Below are 20,318 nucleotides of genomic sequence, written 5' to 3' on the forward strand. Positions count from 1 at the left end.
CTCAGTTCAGATCGAAAAGAAGTCCGTTCTCATTTCCTCCTGATAGATGAACGCTTTTGCCTATCAGGTTTCCCAATTCCGGTTTATAGTTCTCGATCCTTGCCTGTAGTTTCGCTCCGTTTTCAAGCCTTATAACAGCAATCGCGAATGGCGCCTTCTGCTGAAGCTCTTCAGGAACAACATGCTGTACGGTGTATGCTAATACTTTGCCATTTCGAGGAAACTCCTTATCTTCTATTTCACTGGAGCCACAGAAAGGACAAAGTTCAACCGATGTTAGCCATTCATGATTGCAGGATCGACAATGATAACCAAGGAACCTGCCATTTTTGAGCCCAGAAACATAATCCCTCACGTTGTGCATTTATCTCGACCTCCTGAAAATATTTATGGACACAGAGCCCCCCGTTGCACCCACGTTATGCGTCAACCCTATCGAGGGATTGCTGACTTGTCTGTGAGGGTCCACCTTGTAAAGCATCTGATCGTGAATCTCAACAATCTGAGCGACACCGGTTGCCGAAATCGGATGCCCCTTGGCCTTCAATCCACCGGATGAATTAATCGGAATCTTTCCGTCAAATGCAGTAAGACCCTCAAGAGTAGCTTTTCCAGCCTCACCCTTCTTGAAGAAGCCAATATCCTCAAGCGCCATTAATTCAGCTATGGTAAAACAGTCATGGACCTCTGCGAAAGAAATATCCTTAAGTTCAATACCCGCGGTTTTAAGTGCCTTCTGAGTGGCTATTTGTGCACCAGGAATACCAGTAAGTTCCTCGCGATCCTGTAGTGTAGCCCGACTTCCCGCTCTGGCAGATGAAAGGACTTCAATCCGTTCCTGACCATCAAAGTTAAAATCCTCATTCGCCAACACAACTGCTGAAGCACCATCGCTAAAAGGACACGCATCATAAAGCTTAAGTGGACTTGCAACAACTGGGCTTTTCAAGTAGGTTTCCATGTCAATTGCCTTCTGAAGATGTGCCTTAGGATTAAAGGTGCCATTCCTATGGTTTTTGATCGAGACAGAGCCAAGCATCTCCTCAGTGGTTCCGTAAAGATGCATGTGAGCACTCGCCATGAGCGCATAGAGACCAGGGAAAGTCACGCCATTTATGCCTTCATACCAATGATCGCTTGCCATTGCAAAATATCTTGTGTTCTCAGGAGTCTTGTTCATGCTAAGTTTTTCATAACCAACAACGAGCGCTACTTTATAGTAGCCAGATGAAAGCGCAATGTATGCCTGGTTGAATGCTGCGCTACCTCCAGAACACGCTGATTCGATGGAAAGACTCGGGACCTCTGGTATTCCAAGCGCACTATTAATTATGGGACCTACGTGCAATTGATTTTCTCCTATGCCAAATGCGTTAGATACGTAGGTCGATTCCATATCGTGGGGCGCAACGCCTGATTCTTGAATGGCTTCCTTTGCAGCTTCAATAGCCAGTTCCCTGCCAGATTGCTCAAGTTTCCCAAATTTTGTCATGCCAGTTCCGATTACATATACTTTCTTCATAATCTATCCACCACTCCGCTGGCAAACAAGGCCAACTTCTTACTTTCACCATAGTCATAACTTCTGTAAAGTTCAATAGTACTCGCTTCTATGGATCCTTCTGCATGCAACATGGCGGACGTGAAAAGGGCGCCATACGATGAGATTATTTCCCTAACAGTCGATATCAACCTGATTCTCTCCTCCGTTTTACTTACAATGGCACCCGAAAGGTATTTCAAAAGCAGTTCCCTTTCTTCAGGATTATTTAGATCGCTGCTGTGTGGCAGCGTCGATGCCAATCCACCTGTTATATCTACAAGATTTTTTACCGAATCAAGATAGTTTTGATTAGCAAATAATTTTCCCACGTTCGTATAAACCCTATTTGGAACATAAATGCCCGTTTGGGTATCCATTTCAGCAAACTCCGCTGCCCCAACTCCTGCTAGCCTCAATGTTTCCTTGTATGTCATCAAGTTAACTATGTTACGCCTAATATTTGACGTCTCTGATGTTCCGTTGTGCTCAGCAATAAGTTTACCAAGACCAAGATATAGATCACCCATCGCAGCTCTATAGGCTATTGCAGTAAACCGATGATACGTCGGAAACATGCTAGCAAGCAAACCCGCATATTTCCACTCTCCTGCCATGAAAACCCTTTCCCATGGAATGAAAACATGATCGAATATTGTCAGCGTCTCATTTTCTGCATTGTTGTTTCCTATCACAAGCGAAGGATCCTTGAGTGCACTTTCAGATGCTTTCATTGGTCTCGAGATCAATGATACTCCTTTTGCATTTGGTGGAACTGCAAAAGCGACAGCATAATCCTTGTCTGCCTCAGTCATATTCCTTGTAGGAATCACGATTATCATATTGCTGGCGACTGATTGGGTTGTGTGGGCTTTTGCACCGTTTACCACGATTCCATCGTCCCTTCTCTCAACTATCCTTACATACATGTCTTTGTCGGGTTGTTCGCTAGGCCGAAGTACACGGTTTCCCTTGACATCTGTCTGGGCGACTGATAGTGCAAGGTCTTTTTGAACCGTATCCACATAGAACCTGTTTACCCGCTCGCAATAGTTAGTCTTGAAATCATTGTCTATAATTCGGGACACTATCATCAGAGCAAACATAGCATCCGAACCAATTGCCTTTACAATGTTGAACATACCACGTCCAAGACGGGTGGTCTCATAAATGACATTGAATCTCTCTTTCAAATCGTCCTTTGTTTTTGGGACAACGTAAAAGGTACTTACATTTCCATATTTATCGTCGGGTCTTACCAATAAGGAAGAGTATTGTTTCTGGTTTTGCCATTTGAAAAGATCGGAAGCATGGTTGATAGCAACTTTCAGAACCTCATGTTTTGTTACGTCATCAACGACAGAACCTTCGTAAAATAACCTCCTTCCGTCCTGCAAACTTTTTTTGAATTCAACATCATTTCTCAGCATAAATAACGCACTTTCTTCATCGCTAAGGTTATCATTAATGTTTCCTCAGGGAACTTCATTACTGTAGATAATGTGGTTAACGCGTTCTCATCCGATGGAAAAATAATGGTGGGGCGTCTAATAAGTGTAAAATCCCCTCTTTGATTTTCTCCCATTATAGCCAGCAGAAATCATCTGCTTCATCGTTTCTGGGGGGAGGTATTCATCACCGAACGCTTCTCTAAAGCTTTCCAGTACGTGGTACACAATGTCCACGCCTACATAGTCCGAGAGCTCAAATGGACCCATCGGCATACCAGCCCCCTTCTTCATTGCAATATCGACTGTTTTAACATCCGCTATTCCTTCATCCACGACCTTCATAGCCTCGTTTATCATTGGAATTAGGATACGATTTACAACAAAGCCTGCTCTCTCTTTAGCCTTTACAGGAATGATCTTTTCTCTGTGATTCTTCATTGACTGGAACAATGAAAACGTATCTTTTACCGTTTCTTCCGATGTTTGCAAAGCAGGAACGACCTCGACGAGTGGTAATGTATATGGCGGATTGAAGAAATGAGCAATTATAACCTTTTCAGGAAATCTGTAATGGGCAGCCATTTCAGTTATACTAAGAGATGATGTATTAGATGCAAGAACGGTAGATTCTCTGAGTTTTCCAGAAAGCTCTTCAAATAATTTATTCTTTACAGACTGATTCTCAAATATCGCTTCAATCACAAAGTCAAGTTCGCGCATATCATCGTAAGTTTCTGTAGGGTGTATTTTCCTGATTATATCCTCCTTCTTTATACTGGACCCAAGGTTCTTTCGTATTACATCTTTCTGTTCTTCGGTAAGTCTAACTCCGAGCTTCTCGATCTTTTGTATCTCCCTTTCAGGAGCCTTTGTTGTGTAAGATATGAAGTCATCTAGGATCTTCTCAATGCTTCTCGTCCCCTTTTCTGTCAATTCTTTGTTCTGGTCCTTCAGAACGACCTCATAACCGTTATAGGCAAACAATTCCGCTATAGAAGCTCCCATTGAACCAGCACCAATAACTCCTATTTTGCTAATCATGTCGAGTTTATCGCAGTAATTTATTAAAAGAATTCTTTATTTAGACAATTTTTGAAAATAGGAAGGGTGGAATTGCACAAGTGTTTAAACCATGGAATTGTAAAGGTCCGTGTGAATCAAATGCCTCCGGTAATTTCGAAAAGTTTAGAAATGCATTCTTCCAGCCTTATGGACATAGATCATGATCACCCGCGTAACCTTATTATGCATTATAAAAATGAGAGGAAGTGACCAACCTGCCCGATGAGGAACCAGAGATAAATGAGACGATATTACGATACCTGTATGATACCTGGAGCATACGCTATAGACAAAAACTGTTCAAGCCGTTTTCTTCTATTGATGACACCGAATCACAGACCATCATACCTTGGTCTCTCCCTATAATCTCTGCAAACATTAATGTCAATGATTCTTACATACAGGAAATTGTTGAGAAACAACGCTACCTGCAGATTGACCATGAAAAAAGGTACGGACAAGATTTCGATCTCGTCAAGCTGAAAGGCGGCAGATCATCCTTACCCCAAGTTGAAGATAAAGTTATCAGAATTCCGGATGAAGTATCTGTTAATTCCCTAGTAAATTTGTATGTTTATCTTTTCCTAGTTGACGCCATAAATAAAGATGATAAGCTTGTATCTATTGAAGATGCTGTATTTAGCCTCAAGAATACCTTAATGATTCCTGATGATTTTATTCCACCGCAGCTGATGTTAAACGTAGAAGGTGAGGTCCATCTTGACGTTAATGAAATGGCAAAAGATATTCAACCTTTCCCGAGTCTTCGACTAATTTATGTTTATCCAGAATTCGTAAACAAGGTTCCAAACAGAATCCGATTCCTCTATCCATCAAGATCTTATTCTTTTGAAAACCAGCCTACACTCACACAACTACTTTCCTGGATAGGGGATTCATTCGAAAAAGTAAAGCTGCACGAGGAGTTTTCTGCCTTTGAAGAAAGTAGATACCTTAAGGACGTTATATATACAATAGAGGTAAAACATACACGGGAACTTTTTTCGCCATTATTTGGCCCTGATAAGATTTCTAAACTCGAATCTTTAGGTATAATAAATAACTCTGAAACTAGTCCCGCTGTAAGGGACGAAGTTGATGTAAATTTTCTTAGGTTGTTGAGAGACACGTTAAAGAAAAAGGCTGAACATCTACGTGATTATTGGCTTTCAAGCACCCTTAAACAATTAAAATGAAAAAATAGTAAACGTAATATTTTGATAAATAATATTCTAAAGAAAAAAGAGATAATGAATGCACTTATCCTTTCCAAGCACCTATTCCAAATCCCACTATAAACAAAATGAGGGCAAATGAAAGGACAAGAGATCCAAATTTAACAGTAGTCATATACTGTATGACCGTATGTATTACATTAAGTATATTGATCTTAGGAATAAAGTCCAGACCGACAAAATAAGCGAGGACTAATGCAACCACCAAGAGTATTATCGAAACTAAACCCTTCTTTACTGATAGACCGAAAAGAAGACCATCGATGAAAACTAACAATAACGTAATGTATGGTGCGTAAGGTTCCAGTACTGATGGGTATGCCATTTTTGTTCTTTCTCCTGACTATATGTCAGACGTTTATTGTAATAGCTACTCTTAAATCTTTTGGTACATCACAAGATCTGATGGCGCATAATAAATATTCTTGAGAATAGTATTTTATCTCTTGTCAGACATTAATTCCCTTATTATTCCAAGATGTTTTGGGGATGTGATTCCGTGTATAAGCGATCAGAGCGGGACAGTATTCTTGACAGCCACCAATGAATGTCTTTTGTTCTCACATTCTTTTTCATTTCCCTGAGATGATTGAACTTATCTTCCTCGGTCATTATCAAAGCTTTGTATACTGCGTCAGCTGTTGCATCGATATCATATGGATTCACTATCAATGAACCATGCAGGTCAATTGCTGCGCCTGCAAATTCTGAAAGTATTACTGTCCCCTTCTTTGTCGCGGACGCAAATTCCTTGCAGACGAGATTGAGCCCATCAATTAGAGGGGTAATAAGTGCAATATCAGCTGAACGATAATATTGCAACAGCAATTCCTGTGGTATTCTTCTGTACATATAGATTATCGGGTACCAATAGAGGTCCGAATACAGGCCGTTGATTCTCCCTACAAGCATCTCTAATTCCCTTCTCATTTCCTGATATTCAGAAACACTGTACCTGCTTGGAGTAACTATCATAACGTAGGTAAACTGCTTACGTGTGTCTGGATGTTTCCTCAGTAGGGCCTCAATAGCCTCGACCTTATTCGAGAGCCCCTTTGTGTAGTCCAACCTGTCAATAGAGAATATTAGTTTTGTTTTTTTATCCTGCCATATGTTTCGTTTGACGGGCTCATGCGAATAATACTTAAAGTCCACTCCAAGCGGAACTGCCATGACTTTCTTTTTGTTATTCGGATGAACGTTCAGTATGTTTTCACATGCCGTCTCATAATTTTGAACGTACCCTGATGTATGGAAAGTTATAAGATCTGCGGAATTTATACTTTCCAAAAAATAAGTGGATTCAGGAAGAATAGAGAAAAATTCACTTGCAACCCACGGAATGTGCCAGCTAAAGATGACAAAATTTTTCAATCCAAGATCTTTGATCATCTTCGGCACCAGGGCAAGCTGATAGTCATGTATCCAGATCCTGTCACCAGGTTTTGCTTCCTTTGCTATGGCGTTTGCAAATTTCCTGTTCACCTCCTTATACAGATCATAACTGTGCTGTGCAAAATATATCTTATCTCGAAAATAATGAAAAAGAGGCCAAAGAACTGAATTAGAATAATTGTCGTAGAAACCAATCTTCTCGTTCTTGTTAAGGAATATTCGTGAAATTTTATATCCGGAATAATTTTCTTCGGGGTACTTCTCGTCCAGGTGACCGTCACCCCAGCAAATCCAGGTACCTCCTTTTTCAGTCATGACATTTGAAAGTGCTCGTGCAACACCACCAACATTTGGTCTTACGATAGATTTCTCACCAATCCTGTCATGAGAAATCGGACCGCGTGAGGTGGCAACGATATACTTCATAATTTAATATGTAGTTATGCTATTTAAAATAACCCAATTCTAGACTGTTATTCATTAGCCTACGCGATGGAACGTCCACTAAAAAGTATTTCAGATAGAATCTAAAAAGAGGATAGAAAAAAATTATTGTTGAGTTCTAATAATGTGACCGAGAAATCCAAGTATTCCGAGCATTGCATTCATTCCTGCGACAACGTCCGGATTCTTCATTTTCTCGTACATTGAAAGAATGGACAGCTTGGAATCTGGTGATGTATAATCCTTTAACGTATCGCTGATACCTGGCGAATTGAACATCAGGGTTTTCAGCATATCTGAATTCTTTTCGTCGCTGACCGCAAACATCACTGCCGTTAGGATGTTAAGCGTTTTCAGAAGAGAAACCGAGAATTCCCTTGATGTGAAAAATTTTCCAAGAAATTCTATGTCAGTTGGCATGTAATCCTTAGACAAATGGTTAAGAAGATCGATTACGCCAGCTTCTTTCAGCCGTTTCATTATCGCCATCATTGATTCTAAAACATCAAGATTGTCTGCCAAGTCCAATATTAGTGCATCCATCGGGTCTTTATTTTGTTCGTCTGTCATATTTGTTCACCTCACATTATACCTCTAACCATACCAGAAAAGTATGTATCGGCTGAAGTCCATTTTAACAGGTAATCCATTTTACTATTGAAATTTGCTCTTGGAGGATGTTCGTATGTGAAGTATAGCGTGATTGCCTCACCAGGGCCCGTGACCGTCGTGCAAGCTACAGCACCATCGTAAGATTCAAAGTATACGTCTCCAGAGATTTCGTGCGCAATCCTGTTTGCCAGGTACTCTGACTGGAAATGCGCCGTTGCACCTGCTTTTGATACGGGCAAGTTTGTTGCGTCACCCAAAACAAAAACGTTGTCGAAAGTTCCATAGTTCAGTTTATAACGATCAACGTCGATAAATCCGCTTGGTCCGGCCAGGCCAGAATCAGTGATGAATTGCTGTCCCCTATGAGGCGGAATCAGCACTAATAGATCATAGTCTACGGATTCTCCCTCAAGGGAATTTACTTTTTTGGTTTTCGCATCTATAGATTCGACGTTGAAAAGTGTATGAAGAATAACGTCTTTTTCCTCAAGATATTTTTCCACGAATTCTGAAACATTCGCGATAGTAAATGCTCTGTTTAATGGATACGTGTAATGTATTTCCGTCTTGTCCCTTATCCCTCTGTTCCTAAGGTACTGATCAAGCTGGAATGTAAACTCATAAGGTGCCGGAGGGCACTGATATGGTATACTGGATGGACCTACTACTATTTTCCCTCCTTTGAAATTGTTGAGTGCGTCTCTCAGTTTGATCGAGGAATCGTAATCATAGAAATGAAGAGCGCTTTCTGCATATCCTGGGATGTCTTCAGGGGTATAGCGATCTCCTGTTCCAATTATCAGGTAATCGTAACCGTACTCCTTTCCAGATTTGCCATTGACCTTCCTGTTATTTACATCAATCTTTACAGCTTCATCCTGAACGTAATTTATGCCATAACTGAACAGCATTTTCGCAGGCTTTACGCTGTCTCTTGGCATTTTAAGTCCGAACGGTATGTGTATCCCGTCTGGTTTGAAATAATGCATCGGTGAATTGCCCAAAACAGTAATGTCAGCATCTTCCCTTGGTATGAGGAAACGGAGCTTATTTGCCATTATTGTTCCTGAAGCTCCGTCTCCAAGAATCAAAATTTTTGAAGACATGATTACACCATTACTTGGTTTTCTTCATTACGATCTCGTAATAACCGGTTCTTTCAAAGATACCAACAAGCTGGTTTCCGGACTTATTGATCCAGGCTGGAGCATCCTTTTTAGTTCCTGAATCGGTTGAATATACCGAGATAACGTCCCCTACTTTTGCTTCCTTGTAAGCCTTTATCATTTCCATCAGCGGACCAGGGCAAAAACTTCCCCTTGCATCCACAACTTTGTTTGGTTTTATTTCATTTTCCATTCTTCTCACCTTATATAAACAGCGTCATGTTCGAATCTTTAGCCATAGAGACAAATTCTGCTACTCCAATAATATCGTCAACTATTGGATCTAACTCTTCCTTCTTTATCTCCATAAGATCAGCAAACATGGCACACCCGTATATCTTTACATTACCTATTTCTTTTGCGCTTCTTAATGTCTCGATCCAGGGAGCAACTTTTTTCTTCTTCATTATGTCCATGACCTGCTTCTCCATTTCAGCTCCTTCATAGCTGAATTTCCCTTTCATGGCCTGTCCTTTTTTAAAATTCATCAACGCCCAAAAACTTACAAATATATCAATGTCCATACCATTTGCGACCCCGCCAGACGCGATTATGGAACCGGCCATCAGTTTATCTAATGTTCCAGAAACAAACAACAATGTCATCTTTTCTGCCATAATTATCAATTCTGTCATAGAAAGCCTATTAAAAAGTTAAAACACTAACATATTAGCCATCCTATGACATTCTCCAAGTTAACGCAGGGACGTATTATTGCTCACGAGTTCCAACATAGAAAATAATGCATTAATACTGCAACCGACATAGAAAATATTAGCGAGATCTGCAGTAAGAAATTAAAAGATTAAGCCGAAGAATATTCCCTTGCTCTATTTTCTGCCAAAAATGAGACTTATCCTTGAACGGTTTTTGTATTGCTTCAATTCAACAGTAGCTGTCATAGCTTCCTCATACAGATCTTCGACCCAAGTCCTGAGATCCTTGTCCATTTTATGGTTTTTCTTGAGGTATATAAAGTCATTTAAGATTGATCTTATATAATTTTTTGTGCTCAAATTTAAACCTTTAGATAAAGATTCTAGGTAATCGATATCTGATGATTTAAGCTCAACTTCTACAATCCTGGTGTCGTTGTCATCCATATTTCTAGATCGCGTACTAGATTATGATTGTTTCTATTAAAATGAATTAAGAGAAAAAAATTGCTCTCTCTTTAGCATTAACTATATTGAACTACCTACAATGATTTAAGCAAGAAGGCCACTGAGATAGCGATTTGGATGGATTCCGAAACTTCTCCCGTGAAAACCATTAGAAAGTCGTGCATAAAAATCCCCAAGCAGCGATTGATCCTAAAGGATTTTGGCATGAGGTTTCGAATGTCTTCGTTCCGCAGTCTGGGCGAAGGAATGGGTTAAAAACATATCCCGATTACATACGGACATGGATGCATCCAAGTGGAGCACTAATACCCACAAGAATGCAACTTTCAGGACTGGGGAGAGACCAAAATTCGATAATGGATTCTTGCAAACCGTCTAGCCCGTGAGAAATAAAGGCAAAAACAGAGCAAAAGATAGAATCTTGAATCCTTTGGGTGGATGGTATGTCAAAAGAAGATCCATGCAAAGATTAATCTTACTTTTTCTATTCAGAAAATATGTACAAGGACAACGTTTTGAACAGTTTGCTAGAGAGATATTTCGATGACATTCTTGGTAAAAGCAGCGAAAAATTCTCTAGAAGGGAGTGGGAACTGCTTTTAAGTGAGCTTGAGCAAAGGAGTGAAATACTCACTGATTTGTTGAAAGGAGCTGATGGACCTTATTTCTTGAAGGGGACCAGTAATTTTCAGATTGGTACAAAGGCTACAATTGCGAATCTCCTTAGCAAGGGAGAGATTATTGGTTATTTGGTAAATACCCCGGAGCACAAAGTTGCACGTATTCTGACACTGAGCCAGGAAGCACAACTGTCCAAGAAAATCCTGGATCAGAGAGTAAGAGATGGGCTCTATATTTCAGCCAAACCGATTGAAGATGTTTCCGAAATACCAAGATTCTTCGAGTGAGTCCAGACCGGCCATACTTCCCTAAGAACACTACAAAAACGAAAAAATTAATCCAAACTTGACGTGTTATGCAACAGTTTGAAATACATTCCAAGAACGCAAATGGGATAATAAGTATTGAGTATGGTAGAAAATACGTTTATTCCTTCGACCTGGAAGGGAGACTCTTAAATTATATAAATGAGGGTAAAACTTATAGAAGAACACTCCAGAATCACCTCATATCTTCGAGGATAGTGCCTGGTGAAAGGATTTCGGAAGAAGTTCTTGAGAGAGAGGCACAAAATATTGTGGATAGGGCTTATGATGAAATAAGAAGGATTTCTCCATCGATTCAGGGAAATGACGTAATACCCTTTCTTTCGAAGATAGAATCCATGAATTGGCAAAAGTTACAGTTAGATGCGGCAAAATTAATTAGAATCTACTCCGGCTCGGTTCCCATAGTTCCACCCGACCAATATTTTGCAGTATATATTATGCTAGAAAGGGGATGCAAGTGGAACAGATGCAGTTTTTGTGAATTATATAGGGACAGGGAGTTTCGTATACTTTCATTGGAAGACGTAGCCAAGCAGATTGCAGACTTGGAGAGGTTTTTTGGAAGGGGAATAGAATCTAGAAGATCGATATTCATTGGTGAGGCAAATGCGATGTCTCTTCCGCAGGATCTATTGCTTTCGGCAATCAAGCTCTTGAATAGCCATTTTAGACTTCCCATATATTCTTTTTCGGAGCCGTTCACAGGGCACGGTCCAAAGACAGTTGAAGAATTGGAAGAACTCAGGAGTCATGGGCTCAAGAGAGTTTACGTAGGATTGGAATCGGGATCAAGAAAAATTTTAAGGTTGATCAACAAACCCATGGACCTCAATGTATTCCGGGATTACGTGCATCGCCTGAAGGCGTCAGGGATCTCGGTTGGAATAATAGTGATGCTTGGAATTGGCGGCCGTAATTTATATGACGAGCACGTAAGAGAAACTGTTGACATAATCAAAGGCCTTAATCTGGATAATGGCGACATTGTGTACCTGTCGCCTTTCATTCAGTACCCTGGATTCAAATATTCGGACAATACAGAACAAATTATTCCTCTTTCCCATGAAGAAGTGATGGGACAAGGAGCAGAAATCCACAAAGTTCTGGTACAACTAAAAGACGACCGGAAAAGTAATCATGGCTTTCCGGTGGCGCTTTATAATCTTTTAGAGGCCCAGTACTAATGCTCACTTTATCGATCTATAAATGGGTTATGTTACGGTAATTCAGATTTTGACTATGAGGATCAAGGCAGAAGTACTTATTTATACTGTTTAACGTTAAATCCTTAAAAAAGGCGAAATCAATGTCCGTAAAGATGTGTGAAGTTTATGGCTGCAAGAACGAGAGTTTCAAGACCGTTTCTGCTGAATACGCAAGGAAGATTTTTTCCTTCGACGATAAAAAGACCAAGGTCCACCTGTGTAAGGAACATTATAAACAGTACAAAAAAGCGACAAAGAAGGACAGGGAATTGGACAGGATGGACTGGGTTTAATTGGCATGGTATTAGAGATCCCCGGAATTTCAATAGTCATCACTGTTAAGAACGAAGGAAATAATATTAAACTGCTGCTTGGAACACTTTCAAAACAAAGAATGCCCTTTGAGGTCGTCATTGTTGATTCCATGAGCAACGATGGCACAGAAAGTGTAGTTGAAACGTACTCCGGCAACCTTGACTTGAACTACATAAGGAAAGAATGTAGCAGGGGTCAGGGAAGGAATATTGGCGTGGGAGCATCAAAATACCCATATATTGTTTTTACCGATGGGGACACAGAATGGAGTGAAGCTACCCTATCGCACTACTATCGCTTGTTTGAAGCAGGCAACGATCTGATTGCCGGAGAGGTTATACCGAAGGGAAGAAAGTCATTCTTCCTGGATCGGGTGAAATTAGTTTACGAGGGTTTTGAAGTTACATCACCTTCAGCAAACCTGGGAATAACAAAGAAGATATTTTCCAAAATACACGGATTTGACGAAGACTTTGTTACGGCAGAGGATATTGACTTGAATATTAGGGCAATTCAAAACGGAGCCGTTCACTCATATTGCAAAAAGTGCGTGGTATACAACAAGGTTCGTGAAAATCTTGGAGGATTTGCAAGACAGGCTTTCTGGAATGGCTATGGCCGCTACCAGTTAAAAAAGAAGCATAAATCCATCTGGAATGATATAGAAAAGGAAAAGGGAATACATAATTATAGTTTTTATAATATCGTAAGACTTTCGTCCGCGTCAGCTGGATACATTTACTCGAAGCTGATGGATGGGAAACGTCCAAGAATGTGAATCTGGAAGCAATTTCATGAATAACAATAATGATAATGAACTCAGAAGAGGGTTGCGTTGGCAAGAAGTTAAGCTAATCTTTACTCTCTTTCCTGTTTTCAGAAAATACCTTAAAGACAGAGAGACAGCGAAAAGAGACATGGATAATGAAAATCCATGGAGCGACAAAAGGGGAAAAAACGGTGAAAAGGCCTTGGATGCATTCGTGAAACTTGGCCCGACCTTCATAAAGCTCGGACAGGTATTATCCGCAAGGCCTGATCTTCTTCCCAGAGAGTACCTGAGATCGTTTGAGAAACTACAGGACGAGGTCCCACCTGCGCCGTTTGACCAGATGAAACCGATAATTGAGCGTAATCTCGGAAATATTGACAAGACGTTTCAGGATTTTGATCCTGTACCGGTGTCAGCAGCGTCTCTTGGCCAAGTATACCTTGCAACATATAATGGAAAACGGGTTGCAATCAAGGTTAACAGGCCGAATATATCTTTTGTAGTTCGGAGGGATCTCCTTGTTCTTTCCAGGACACTGAAACTTCTAAGAGGGAGAATTGACAATTTCATTTACGTCAGCGTCGAGAACGTTATAAGTGACTTCAGCGCAAGGATCTACGACGAAATAGACTACACAAAGGAAGCGTCAAACCTTAAGAAGATCCGAAAAAACATTATGGAGAGGGAAGGAGTCATCATTCCAAACGTGCTGGATGAACTCAGCGGCAAAGAAGTCATGGTCATGGAATATATCCCAGGAATCAAGATAACTGACGTTGATGCTTTAAAAGGAAAAGGATTTGACTTGAAGTCTCTTTCGTGGAAAGTAGATCTTGTCTTCATGCGGATGCTGCTTCGCGATGAGATATTCCACGCCGATCCTCACCCCGGAAATATATCTGTGAACGATGAAGGAAAACTTATACTCTACGATTTTGGGATGGTGGGTCAACTTGATAAAAAAACAAGATTTGACATGCTCTCCATGTACGATGGACTCCTGAATTCCGATCCTGACGAGATAATGGATTCACTGATATCTATAGGTGCGTTGTCTCCGGTTGCAAACAGGGCAATAATCAGGAAAGGTATACAGATGGGGATCATGTCTTTTCAGGGAAGAAACCCGGAGGAGACAGAAATAAGCGAGCTCTTGGAAATAGCAAACGGTGTAATTTTTGAATTTCCCTTTCGGCTGCCGAGATCGCTTGTTCTGTACATGAGGATGTCGTCCATTCTGGAGGGTGTATGTGAACGGCTGGATCCTGACTTCAAATTCATCAAGGTTCTCAGGGAAATACTGTATAATGAAGGCCTTCTCAACGAGCTCTATAGTGAGCAATTAAAGGAATACTTCCGTAAGGCCGTAACGTCGGTACAAAAAGGCTTTGACCTGATACCACTTATGAAAGAATATATTGAGGAACGCAAAAACATCATCCCCGAAAAAAGAGATGTAAAAATACCGATCGCCATTTTCCTTTCTGCGGTTGTTATAAGTGCAACAATATCTGCGAAAAGTTACCCTGTGGAGTCAGTTGCAGCACTGGTTCTGTCAATAATAGGTTTTGTTTATATTATATTGAAAAAATAAATATTATTCTATTGTTATGGTGTGGGCACCTTTCTCTGGAATCCTCAAACTGAGAACACCATTATTGAACTTTGCCTTGTATTCCGAATTCGGTTCTACTTCGAAAGGCAGTCTGACTCTCTTGAAAACCTTGTCCGGTCTCTGATCAAGGTGGACAATGCCCTTCTTCTCAACTTTACGCTCTGCAGATATAACCAAACTGTCTTTTTCCAATTTCACCGTGATATCCTTTTTGTTAAATCCGGCAAGATCAGCCTCGATCACCACCTCGCTCGCATCCTCATACATCGTAACCGGTGGAAGAGTGAACGATATTACCTCTTTAACTCCTTCCTGCACATTCTTCACGAACTCATCTGTGAAATACTTTATCGGGTTATACATATCTTACCTCTTGCCCTCCCAAAACTGCCCTTCCTTCACAATTAAAGCGCGGAATGTCAGATTTGAGACTGGGTTTGTTATCTCTAAATTAATCTCACGTTATTATACTTATTGTGGACTAAATAGAGACTATGTATGATCAGAACAAAAATTGTTATGATTAAGAACAAAGAATCATTACATCTTTTGTATGAAGAAAAATGAATACCCCTTTGTAACCTCGATCTGGCTGAGAAAGAACCTCAGCAGTTCGAGAATCTTGATAGCAGACTGCAGGTGGTCTCTTTCCGACTATGATTTCGGGATGCGAAGTTACACGTAGGCCCATATCCCGGGTGCATTTTTCCTGAGCGTTGACGATGACCTTGCAGGAAAGATTGAGGGGCATGGGGAGCACCATGCCCTTCCTGATATTGAAAAATTTGAGAAAAAGATGAACAGCACAGGGGTCACGCGAGAAAAGACCGTGGTATGCTACGACAATGATTACTATGGTTCTAGAGTGACTGTGCGCGTGAATTTTCTTGGATTATACTCTATAGGAATAAGGCCGAGGTTGTGCGCAGGCAACTGGAGTAACTGGATCTCGTTCAAGGACCATCCTGTTGAGACTGTAAGTTACGGTACAAAATAATGAAGAGATCAGTAAGTATATTATGCCAGTATTGAGAGGACTAAGCAATTTTCAAATACCAAGTTGAATATACAGTACTATGGCATACGGTGACGGTATAATTCTTAGAGTTTCTGAAGCCAATTCCACCGATCCGGGCATGTCCCGGGTCAGGCTTGATGAAGAATCCAGAATGGCCTTGAACGCTGAAATAGGCGACGTTGTTGAGATTGAAAAGGAAAAGAGAACTGTAGGAAGAGTCTACAGGGCGAGACCAGAGGACGAAAATAAGGGTATAGTAAGGATCGACAGTGTAATGAGGAACAATTGCGGCTGTTCCATAGGAGATAAAGTAAGGGTAAGAAAGGTTATTACTGAAGATGCAAAGAAGGTCGTTCTCGCGCCAATAATAAGAAAAGACCAGAGGCTTAAATTTGGTGAAGGCATCAACGAATTTGTTCAGAGATCGCTTATTCGACGGCCATTACTGGAAGGAGATAATATAAGCGTTCCAGGCCTTACTCTGGCAGGACACTCGGGTCTCCTTTTTAAGGTAATAAAAAGCCAACCTCCGAAAGTACCGGTTGAGATAGGTGAGGAAACTCGCATCGAAATAAGAGAGGAACCCGCTTCCGAAGTTCTTGAAGACGTTTCCAGAATAAGTTATGAAGATATAGGCGGACTGTCGGATCAACTCGGAAAAGTAAGGGAAATTATAGAACTGCCACTTAAACATCCTGAACTGTTCGAACGCCTTGGTATCAGACCCCCAAAAGGTGTTCTTCTTCATGGCCCACCTGGAACCGGAAAGACCCTCATAGCTAGGGCTGTTGCAAATGAGTCTGGCGCTAACTTCCTGTCCATAAATGGTCCCGAAATTATGAGCAAATATTATGGGCAGAGTGAACAGAAGCTTCGTGAGATCTTTACCAAGGCTGAAGAATCTGAACCATCGATAATATTCATCGACGAGATCGATTCCATTGCACCAAAACGAGAAGAGGTCCAAGGTGAAGTCGAAAGAAGAGTTGTGGCTCAACTCCTTACCCTCATGGACGGAATGAAGGAGAGGGGACACGTAATAGTGATAGGAGCTACAAACAGGATCGACGCGGTTGATCCTGCCTTGAGAAGACCTGGAAGATTTGACCGGGAAATCAACATAGGAGTACCGGATAAAAAAGGAAGAAAGGAGATTCTTGCTATACACACCAGGGGAATGCCACTCGGAATGGATGAGGACAAGAAGAATGAGTTCCTGGATAAGATAGCGGACGTAACCTATGGTTTTGTAGGTGCCGATCTTGCAGCTCTTGTGAGAGAATCTGCAATGAATGCTTTAAGAAAATATCTTCCTGAAATAGATCTAGATAAACCAATTCCAACAGAAATACTTGAAAAGATGCATGTGACGGAAGACGATTTCATGGAGGCTTTGAAGTTTATAGAGCCTAGCAGCTTGAGAGAAGTCACGGTTGAAATTCCCAATATTACGTGGGATGATATTGGTGGACTGGACGATGTCAAACGCGAATTGAGAGAGACCGTTGAACTGCCCCTCAGCAGACCAGATGTGTTCAAGAAGCTGGGAATAAGGCCCGTTAAAGGCTTCCTTCTGTACGGCCCCCCCGGTGTCGGTAAAACACTGCTAGCGAAAGCTGTTGCAAATGAGAGCAATGCAAACTTCATCTCCGTTAAAGGACCTGAGGTGCTGAGTAAATGGGTTGGAGAAAGCGAGAAGGCTGTCAGAGAAATCTTCAAGAAGGCAAAGCAGGTTTCTCCTGCGATAGTATTTCTTGATGAGATTGATTCGATAGCGCCAAAGAGAGGTACTTACGGTGAATCCGGAGTAACGGAGAGAATCGTAAACCAGCTTCTGACTTCCATGGACGGGATAGAGGTCCTACAGGGTGTCGTTGTCCTCGCTGCCACTAACAGGCCAGATATTCTTGATTCGGGTCTTCTCAGGGCAGGAAGGATAGATAAAATGATCTATATACCCCCGCCTGACGAAGCCAGTAGACTTAAGATATTCAAGGTTCACACGAAGAACATGCCGCTGAACAAAGACGTTGATCTATCAGACCTCGCGAAAAAAACAGAGGGTTATGTTGGCGCAGACATAGAAAACCTGTGCAGAGAGGCAGGAATGGTGGCCTTCAGGAACGATCCCGATGCTACAAAGGTTACCCAAAGTGACTTTCTGACTGCATTGAGGGCAATAAAACCATCCATTGATCAGGAAGTATTGAAGTTCTATTCGGGCTTCTCCGAGTATCTCAATAAAAACATAATGGAAAAGAAGAAGAGTGTGGAAGAACTGGGCCTATACCAATAGGTGTATAAGCCCCATCTATCTTTTTTTATTTGAAATTCAGTTCGCGTTTCGCTTCATAAAAAGACTTGTGACGGATAGTGGATGTGATAGTAGTTGAGGTTTGGCCCACATTACTCTTTTAGATTTGACGAAGGTGGAAAGACCAACAGGAGACAAATGTATAAATTTGCAAATAAATTCACGTTGTATGAGTGAAGAGAAACCAACATCTACTTTTGATTCTTTTTTGAGCCTTGATATTCGCGTTGGAATAATCCGGAAGGCTGAAGTTTTCGAGAAAGCAAAGAAACCAGCTTATAAGTTACAGATCTTTTTTGGAGATGGAATGGGATTCAAGAATTCCTCAGCCCAGATCAGGAATTATTCAATTGACGAATTAGAGGGGAGGAAGATAATAGCAATAGTTAATTTTCCTCCAAAACAGGTGGCGAACTTCATTTCCGAGGTTCTTGTTCTCGGAGCAGTAACAGAAGACGGTATCCAGCTGTTATCTGTATCCGACAAAGCAAAACCAGGCGATCCCGTCGCTTAGAGGTACTGGAGGCATAGTTTCACAATTGTCTGACGCAAAAAAATATATTATACGATAAGTTACTGTTATAATATGGTTACTAAGAAATTTGTTTCAGACACAATTAAAAAATCTGTAATGACAAGTGAAGGAACCTTGCTCGGAACCGTCAGCAATTATGTGATGGACACGGAATCTGGAGCTGTTAAGACTCTCTTGGTAAAACCGGTTTCAGGCTCCAAATATGCAGAGTTTCAGACGGACAAAGAAGGGCGCTACATGATCCCACTCAGACAGGTAAAATCCTTAAAAGATGTCTTTGTCGTTGAAACCAATTTTGTCACACCAAAACCTGAAAAATAAATCAATTTAATACTTTTGGAAGGTACCTCAGGATGGCTGCCATGCCACCAAACGCTTTTTGCAAGAGTTTCCCCTCATCGCTGTCCTCGGAAATTAGTTCTACTTTGGCGCCCGATTCTTCAGCCAGTTTGTAAAGGGAAGCAACAAGATCATCCTCATGGTCGAGATCCATTACACTCCCGTCAACGTCACATATCATCTCCGCATCCGGTCCCTCGTTTGTTGACTTTACCTGGCCGCAGGCAGAGCACTTGAAGAAATACGTTATCTTGTTCAGTCCTTCGGAAAGCAGCAGGAGATCCACAGCCTTCTGCTGAAGAGCAGACCTGATTGTATTTTCACCGTATACTGCGAGGCCGCCACCAGGCTTCCTGATCTCTGAGGTGAACTTATTCATAAGCTGGCGCTCCCTTGCAATCTGCATCTCCTTCATGCTGTCTGCAGCTTTTTCAACAAGTTCTCTTAGCCCGGTCTCGTCTGTGTAACCGATGTCGAAAAGATCCTTCGTTTTGTTCTTTATCTCGTTTCTCAGGTAATCTTTTTCGAAAAAGTATTCTTTCGTTGCGCCCGGTCCTCCTATGAAAACCGCCTTTATGTCTTTAATCATTGGTACGAACGCATTATTTGCGATCTCGCCAACCTTCTTGAAGAACTCGTGTGCAGCAATCTCTATCAATCGCTCATATCTTCTAGAGGATTGCCCGCCTTGGTGATGTTTGCTCGGAACAAGGGACTGTTCGTTTGCAACCATGGAAATGTATGTGCCATTCAGGAAACCAACCGTAGCTTCCTTTCGATCGATTACGATTAAACCATAAATTTCTTTTGTGACCAGCTGTGCCAAGAGTGGCTCGAGGTGAAAATTCGAATCACATGTATACGAGAATGTCTGGACCGGCTCAGGCGGCTCTATCACCCGGGCATACATCTCTGTTTGATCGCCTCTTATGGCAATGTGGCCTACGAAAAAGGCGAGGCCGTTTTCAGGCGCAAATCTATATGATTTGAGGCGGGACATTATACTTTCTATTGCAGCAAGAACGTTTTTGCGCGTTGATTTTGATTTTATATTGGATGATGTTGAATATTCCCCTCTCAGGTACTGCACTACATCTGAAATCTGTTTTCCCGGTGGAATATACAGAGAAACTAGTTCTGTTCCCCTTCCCTTTAACTTCTGAAGCTCCTGAAGGGCTTTACGGAACTCGTATTTCCGTATCTGTGATTCATCGTTGTTCATCCCA

23 protein-coding genes are annotated in these 20,318 nt (G+C 41.3%); 10 read left to right on the forward strand and 13 right to left on the reverse strand.

Annotated features, from left to right (window positions below; genetic code table 11):
* Window position 1: 1 nt before the first annotated feature.
* The 4 genes from LVQ96_05755 to LVQ96_05770 all read right to left on the reverse strand — a co-directional run bounded on the left by LVQ96_05755 (window position 2) and on the right by LVQ96_05770 (window position 4,032).
* Window positions 2-364 carry an OB-fold domain-containing protein gene (locus LVQ96_05755; protein MCW6170658.1) on the reverse strand — a complete coding sequence of 121 codons (363 nt, stop codon included), beginning with the start codon at window positions 362-364 and terminating at the stop codon, window positions 2-4.
* Window positions 365-1,522, reverse strand: a complete 1,158-nt coding sequence (locus tag LVQ96_05760) for a thiolase domain-containing protein (GenBank protein MCW6170659.1) — start codon at window positions 1,520-1,522, stop codon at window positions 365-367.
* Window positions 1,519-2,970 (reverse strand): 4-hydroxybutyryl-CoA dehydratase, encoded by a 1,452-nt coding sequence (locus LVQ96_05765; GenBank protein ID MCW6170660.1) that lies wholly within the window; start codon window positions 2,968-2,970, stop codon window positions 1,519-1,521. Before LVQ96_05765 ends, LVQ96_05760 begins: the two co-directional genes overlap by 4 nt.
* Before the next feature lie 117 nt (window positions 2,971-3,087).
* Window positions 3,088-4,032, reverse strand: coding sequence for a 3-hydroxyacyl-CoA dehydrogenase family protein (locus LVQ96_05770; GenBank protein ID MCW6170661.1), 945 nt, complete (start codon window positions 4,030-4,032; stop codon window positions 3,088-3,090).
* A 227-nt stretch (window positions 4,033-4,259) separates the two neighbouring features.
* Between LVQ96_05770 and LVQ96_05775 the strand changes: the two genes are divergently transcribed.
* Window positions 4,260-5,249, forward strand: coding sequence for a hypothetical protein (locus LVQ96_05775; protein ID MCW6170662.1), 990 nt, complete (start codon window positions 4,260-4,262; stop codon window positions 5,247-5,249).
* Window positions 5,250-5,313: 64 nt separating this feature from the next.
* Here the strand turns inward: LVQ96_05775 and LVQ96_05780 are convergent, their stop codons facing one another.
* The 7 genes from LVQ96_05780 to LVQ96_05810 all read right to left on the reverse strand — a co-directional run bounded on the left by LVQ96_05780 (window position 5,314) and on the right by LVQ96_05810 (window position 10,008).
* A complete protein-coding gene (locus tag LVQ96_05780) occupies window positions 5,314-5,613 on the reverse strand; it encodes a hypothetical protein (GenBank protein ID MCW6170663.1) in 300 nt (99 codons plus the stop codon).
* A 143-nt stretch (window positions 5,614-5,756) separates the two neighbouring features.
* Window positions 5,757-7,109 (reverse strand): trehalose-6-phosphate synthase, encoded by a 1,353-nt coding sequence (locus LVQ96_05785; GenBank protein ID MCW6170664.1) that lies wholly within the window; start codon window positions 7,107-7,109, stop codon window positions 5,757-5,759.
* A 123-nt stretch (window positions 7,110-7,232) separates the two neighbouring features.
* Window positions 7,233-7,697 (reverse strand): hypothetical protein, encoded by a 465-nt coding sequence (locus tag LVQ96_05790; GenBank protein MCW6170665.1) that lies wholly within the window; start codon window positions 7,695-7,697, stop codon window positions 7,233-7,235.
* Window positions 7,698-7,708: 11 nt separating this feature from the next.
* Window positions 7,709-8,845: an NAD(P)/FAD-dependent oxidoreductase gene (locus LVQ96_05795; protein MCW6170666.1), complete on the reverse strand. Its 1,137-nt coding sequence runs from the start codon at window positions 8,843-8,845 to the stop codon at window positions 7,709-7,711.
* A 10-nt stretch (window positions 8,846-8,855) separates the two neighbouring features.
* Window positions 8,856-9,098, reverse strand: a complete 243-nt coding sequence (locus LVQ96_05800; protein ID MCW6170667.1) for a sulfurtransferase TusA family protein — start codon at window positions 9,096-9,098, stop codon at window positions 8,856-8,858.
* A 10-nt stretch (window positions 9,099-9,108) separates the two neighbouring features.
* Window positions 9,109-9,522 carry a DsrE/DsrF/DrsH-like family protein gene (locus LVQ96_05805; GenBank protein MCW6170668.1) on the reverse strand — a complete coding sequence of 138 codons (414 nt, stop codon included), beginning with the start codon at window positions 9,520-9,522 and terminating at the stop codon, window positions 9,109-9,111.
* Between the two features lie 213 nt (window positions 9,523-9,735).
* Entirely contained in the window at window positions 9,736-10,008 is a 273-nt protein-coding gene (locus tag LVQ96_05810) for a hypothetical protein (protein MCW6170669.1), read from the reverse strand.
* 518 nt (window positions 10,009-10,526) lie between these two features.
* Here LVQ96_05810 and LVQ96_05815 point away from each other — a divergent pair.
* From LVQ96_05815 to LVQ96_05835, 5 genes are all read left to right on the forward strand, one after another.
* Window positions 10,527-10,937 carry a hypothetical protein gene (locus LVQ96_05815; GenBank protein ID MCW6170670.1) on the forward strand — a complete coding sequence of 137 codons (411 nt, stop codon included), beginning with the start codon at window positions 10,527-10,529 and terminating at the stop codon, window positions 10,935-10,937.
* Between the two features lie 68 nt (window positions 10,938-11,005).
* Window positions 11,006-12,163: a radical SAM protein gene (locus LVQ96_05820; GenBank protein MCW6170671.1), complete on the forward strand. Its 1,158-nt coding sequence runs from the start codon at window positions 11,006-11,008 to the stop codon at window positions 12,161-12,163.
* 122 nt (window positions 12,164-12,285) lie between these two features.
* Entirely contained in the window at window positions 12,286-12,477 is a 192-nt protein-coding gene (locus LVQ96_05825; GenBank protein MCW6170672.1) for a hypothetical protein, read from the forward strand.
* 5 nt (window positions 12,478-12,482) lie between these two features.
* Window positions 12,483-13,277, forward strand: coding sequence for a glycosyltransferase (locus tag LVQ96_05830; protein MCW6170673.1), 795 nt, complete (start codon window positions 12,483-12,485; stop codon window positions 13,275-13,277).
* Between the two features lie 16 nt (window positions 13,278-13,293).
* Window positions 13,294-14,865, forward strand: coding sequence for an AarF/ABC1/UbiB kinase family protein (locus LVQ96_05835; GenBank protein MCW6170674.1), 1,572 nt, complete (start codon window positions 13,294-13,296; stop codon window positions 14,863-14,865).
* A 3-nt stretch (window positions 14,866-14,868) separates the two neighbouring features.
* On the opposite strand, the gene LVQ96_05840 is transcribed toward LVQ96_05835, so the two are convergent.
* Window positions 14,869-15,249 (reverse strand): Hsp20/alpha crystallin family protein, encoded by a 381-nt coding sequence (locus tag LVQ96_05840; GenBank protein ID MCW6170675.1) that lies wholly within the window; start codon window positions 15,247-15,249, stop codon window positions 14,869-14,871.
* Between the two features lie 433 nt (window positions 15,250-15,682).
* Between LVQ96_05840 and LVQ96_05845 the strand changes: the two genes are divergently transcribed.
* From LVQ96_05845 to LVQ96_05860, 4 genes are all read left to right on the forward strand, one after another.
* A complete protein-coding gene (locus tag LVQ96_05845; GenBank protein MCW6170676.1) occupies window positions 15,683-15,883 on the forward strand; it encodes a hypothetical protein in 201 nt (66 codons plus the stop codon).
* 79 nt (window positions 15,884-15,962) lie between these two features.
* The gene (locus LVQ96_05850; GenBank protein MCW6170677.1) at window positions 15,963-18,200 is read left to right on the forward strand and encodes a CDC48 family AAA ATPase; all 2,238 of its coding nucleotides are present in this window, start codon (window positions 15,963-15,965) and stop codon (window positions 18,198-18,200) included.
* Window positions 18,201-18,387: 187 nt separating this feature from the next.
* The gene (locus LVQ96_05855) at window positions 18,388-18,732 is read left to right on the forward strand and encodes a tRNA-binding protein (protein ID MCW6170678.1); all 345 of its coding nucleotides are present in this window, start codon (window positions 18,388-18,390) and stop codon (window positions 18,730-18,732) included.
* A 72-nt stretch (window positions 18,733-18,804) separates the two neighbouring features.
* On the forward strand, window positions 18,805-19,074 hold the full coding sequence (locus LVQ96_05860; GenBank protein ID MCW6170679.1) for a PRC-barrel domain-containing protein: 270 nt from the start codon (window positions 18,805-18,807) through the stop codon (window positions 19,072-19,074).
* A gap of 1 nt (window position 19,075) precedes the next feature.
* On the opposite strand, the gene prf1 is transcribed toward LVQ96_05860, so the two are convergent.
* Complete coding sequence (gene prf1, locus LVQ96_05865) at window positions 19,076-20,314, reverse strand: peptide chain release factor aRF-1 (GenBank protein ID MCW6170680.1); 1,239 nt, start codon at window positions 20,312-20,314, stop codon at window positions 19,076-19,078.
* Window positions 20,315-20,318 lie beyond the last annotated feature (4 nt).

This window comes from Thermoplasmatales archaeon (assembly GCA_026127925.1).
Lineage (GTDB): Archaea > Thermoplasmatota > Thermoplasmata > Thermoplasmatales > Thermoplasmataceae > JAKAYB01.

Coding starts and splice junctions, on each gene's coding strand:
- LVQ96_05755 (MCW6170658.1), bottom strand. CDS start 364: ATGCACAACGTGAGGGATTATGTTTCTGGGCTCAAAAATGGCAGGTTC.
- LVQ96_05760 (MCW6170659.1), bottom strand. CDS start 1,522: ATGAAGAAAGTATATGTAATCGGAACTGGCATGACAAAATTTGGGAAA.
- LVQ96_05765 (MCW6170660.1), bottom strand. CDS start 2,970: ATGCTGAGAAATGATGTTGAATTCAAAAAAAGTTTGCAGGACGGAAGG.
- LVQ96_05770 (MCW6170661.1), bottom strand. CDS start 4,032: ATGATTAGCAAAATAGGAGTTATTGGTGCTGGTTCAATGGGAGCTTCT.
- LVQ96_05780 (MCW6170663.1), bottom strand. CDS start 5,613: ATGGCATACCCATCAGTACTGGAACCTTACGCACCATACATTACGTTA.
- LVQ96_05785 (MCW6170664.1), bottom strand. CDS start 7,109: ATGAAGTATATCGTTGCCACCTCACGCGGTCCGATTTCTCATGACAGG.
- LVQ96_05790 (MCW6170665.1), bottom strand. CDS start 7,697: ATGACAGACGAACAAAATAAAGACCCGATGGATGCACTAATATTGGAC.
- LVQ96_05795 (MCW6170666.1), bottom strand. CDS start 8,845: ATGTCTTCAAAAATTTTGATTCTTGGAGACGGAGCTTCAGGAACAATA.
- LVQ96_05800 (MCW6170667.1), bottom strand. CDS start 9,098: ATGGAAAATGAAATAAAACCAAACAAAGTTGTGGATGCAAGGGGAAGT.
- LVQ96_05805 (MCW6170668.1), bottom strand. CDS start 9,522: ATGGCAGAAAAGATGACATTGTTGTTTGTTTCTGGAACATTAGATAAA.
- LVQ96_05810 (MCW6170669.1), bottom strand. CDS start 10,008: ATGGATGACAACGACACCAGGATTGTAGAAGTTGAGCTTAAATCATCA.
- LVQ96_05815 (MCW6170670.1), top strand. CDS start 10,527: ATGTACAAGGACAACGTTTTGAACAGTTTGCTAGAGAGATATTTCGAT.
- LVQ96_05820 (MCW6170671.1), top strand. CDS start 11,006: ATGCAACAGTTTGAAATACATTCCAAGAACGCAAATGGGATAATAAGT.
- LVQ96_05825 (MCW6170672.1), top strand. CDS start 12,286: ATGTCCGTAAAGATGTGTGAAGTTTATGGCTGCAAGAACGAGAGTTTC.
- LVQ96_05830 (MCW6170673.1), top strand. CDS start 12,483: ATGGTATTAGAGATCCCCGGAATTTCAATAGTCATCACTGTTAAGAAC.
- LVQ96_05835 (MCW6170674.1), top strand. CDS start 13,294: ATGAATAACAATAATGATAATGAACTCAGAAGAGGGTTGCGTTGGCAA.
- LVQ96_05840 (MCW6170675.1), bottom strand. CDS start 15,249: ATGTATAACCCGATAAAGTATTTCACAGATGAGTTCGTGAAGAATGTG.
- LVQ96_05845 (MCW6170676.1), top strand. CDS start 15,683: ATGAACAGCACAGGGGTCACGCGAGAAAAGACCGTGGTATGCTACGAC.
- LVQ96_05850 (MCW6170677.1), top strand. CDS start 15,963: ATGGCATACGGTGACGGTATAATTCTTAGAGTTTCTGAAGCCAATTCC.
- LVQ96_05855 (MCW6170678.1), top strand. CDS start 18,388: ATGAGTGAAGAGAAACCAACATCTACTTTTGATTCTTTTTTGAGCCTT.
- LVQ96_05860 (MCW6170679.1), top strand. CDS start 18,805: ATGGTTACTAAGAAATTTGTTTCAGACACAATTAAAAAATCTGTAATG.
- prf1 (MCW6170680.1), bottom strand. CDS start 20,314: ATGAACAACGATGAATCACAGATACGGAAATACGAGTTCCGTAAAGCC.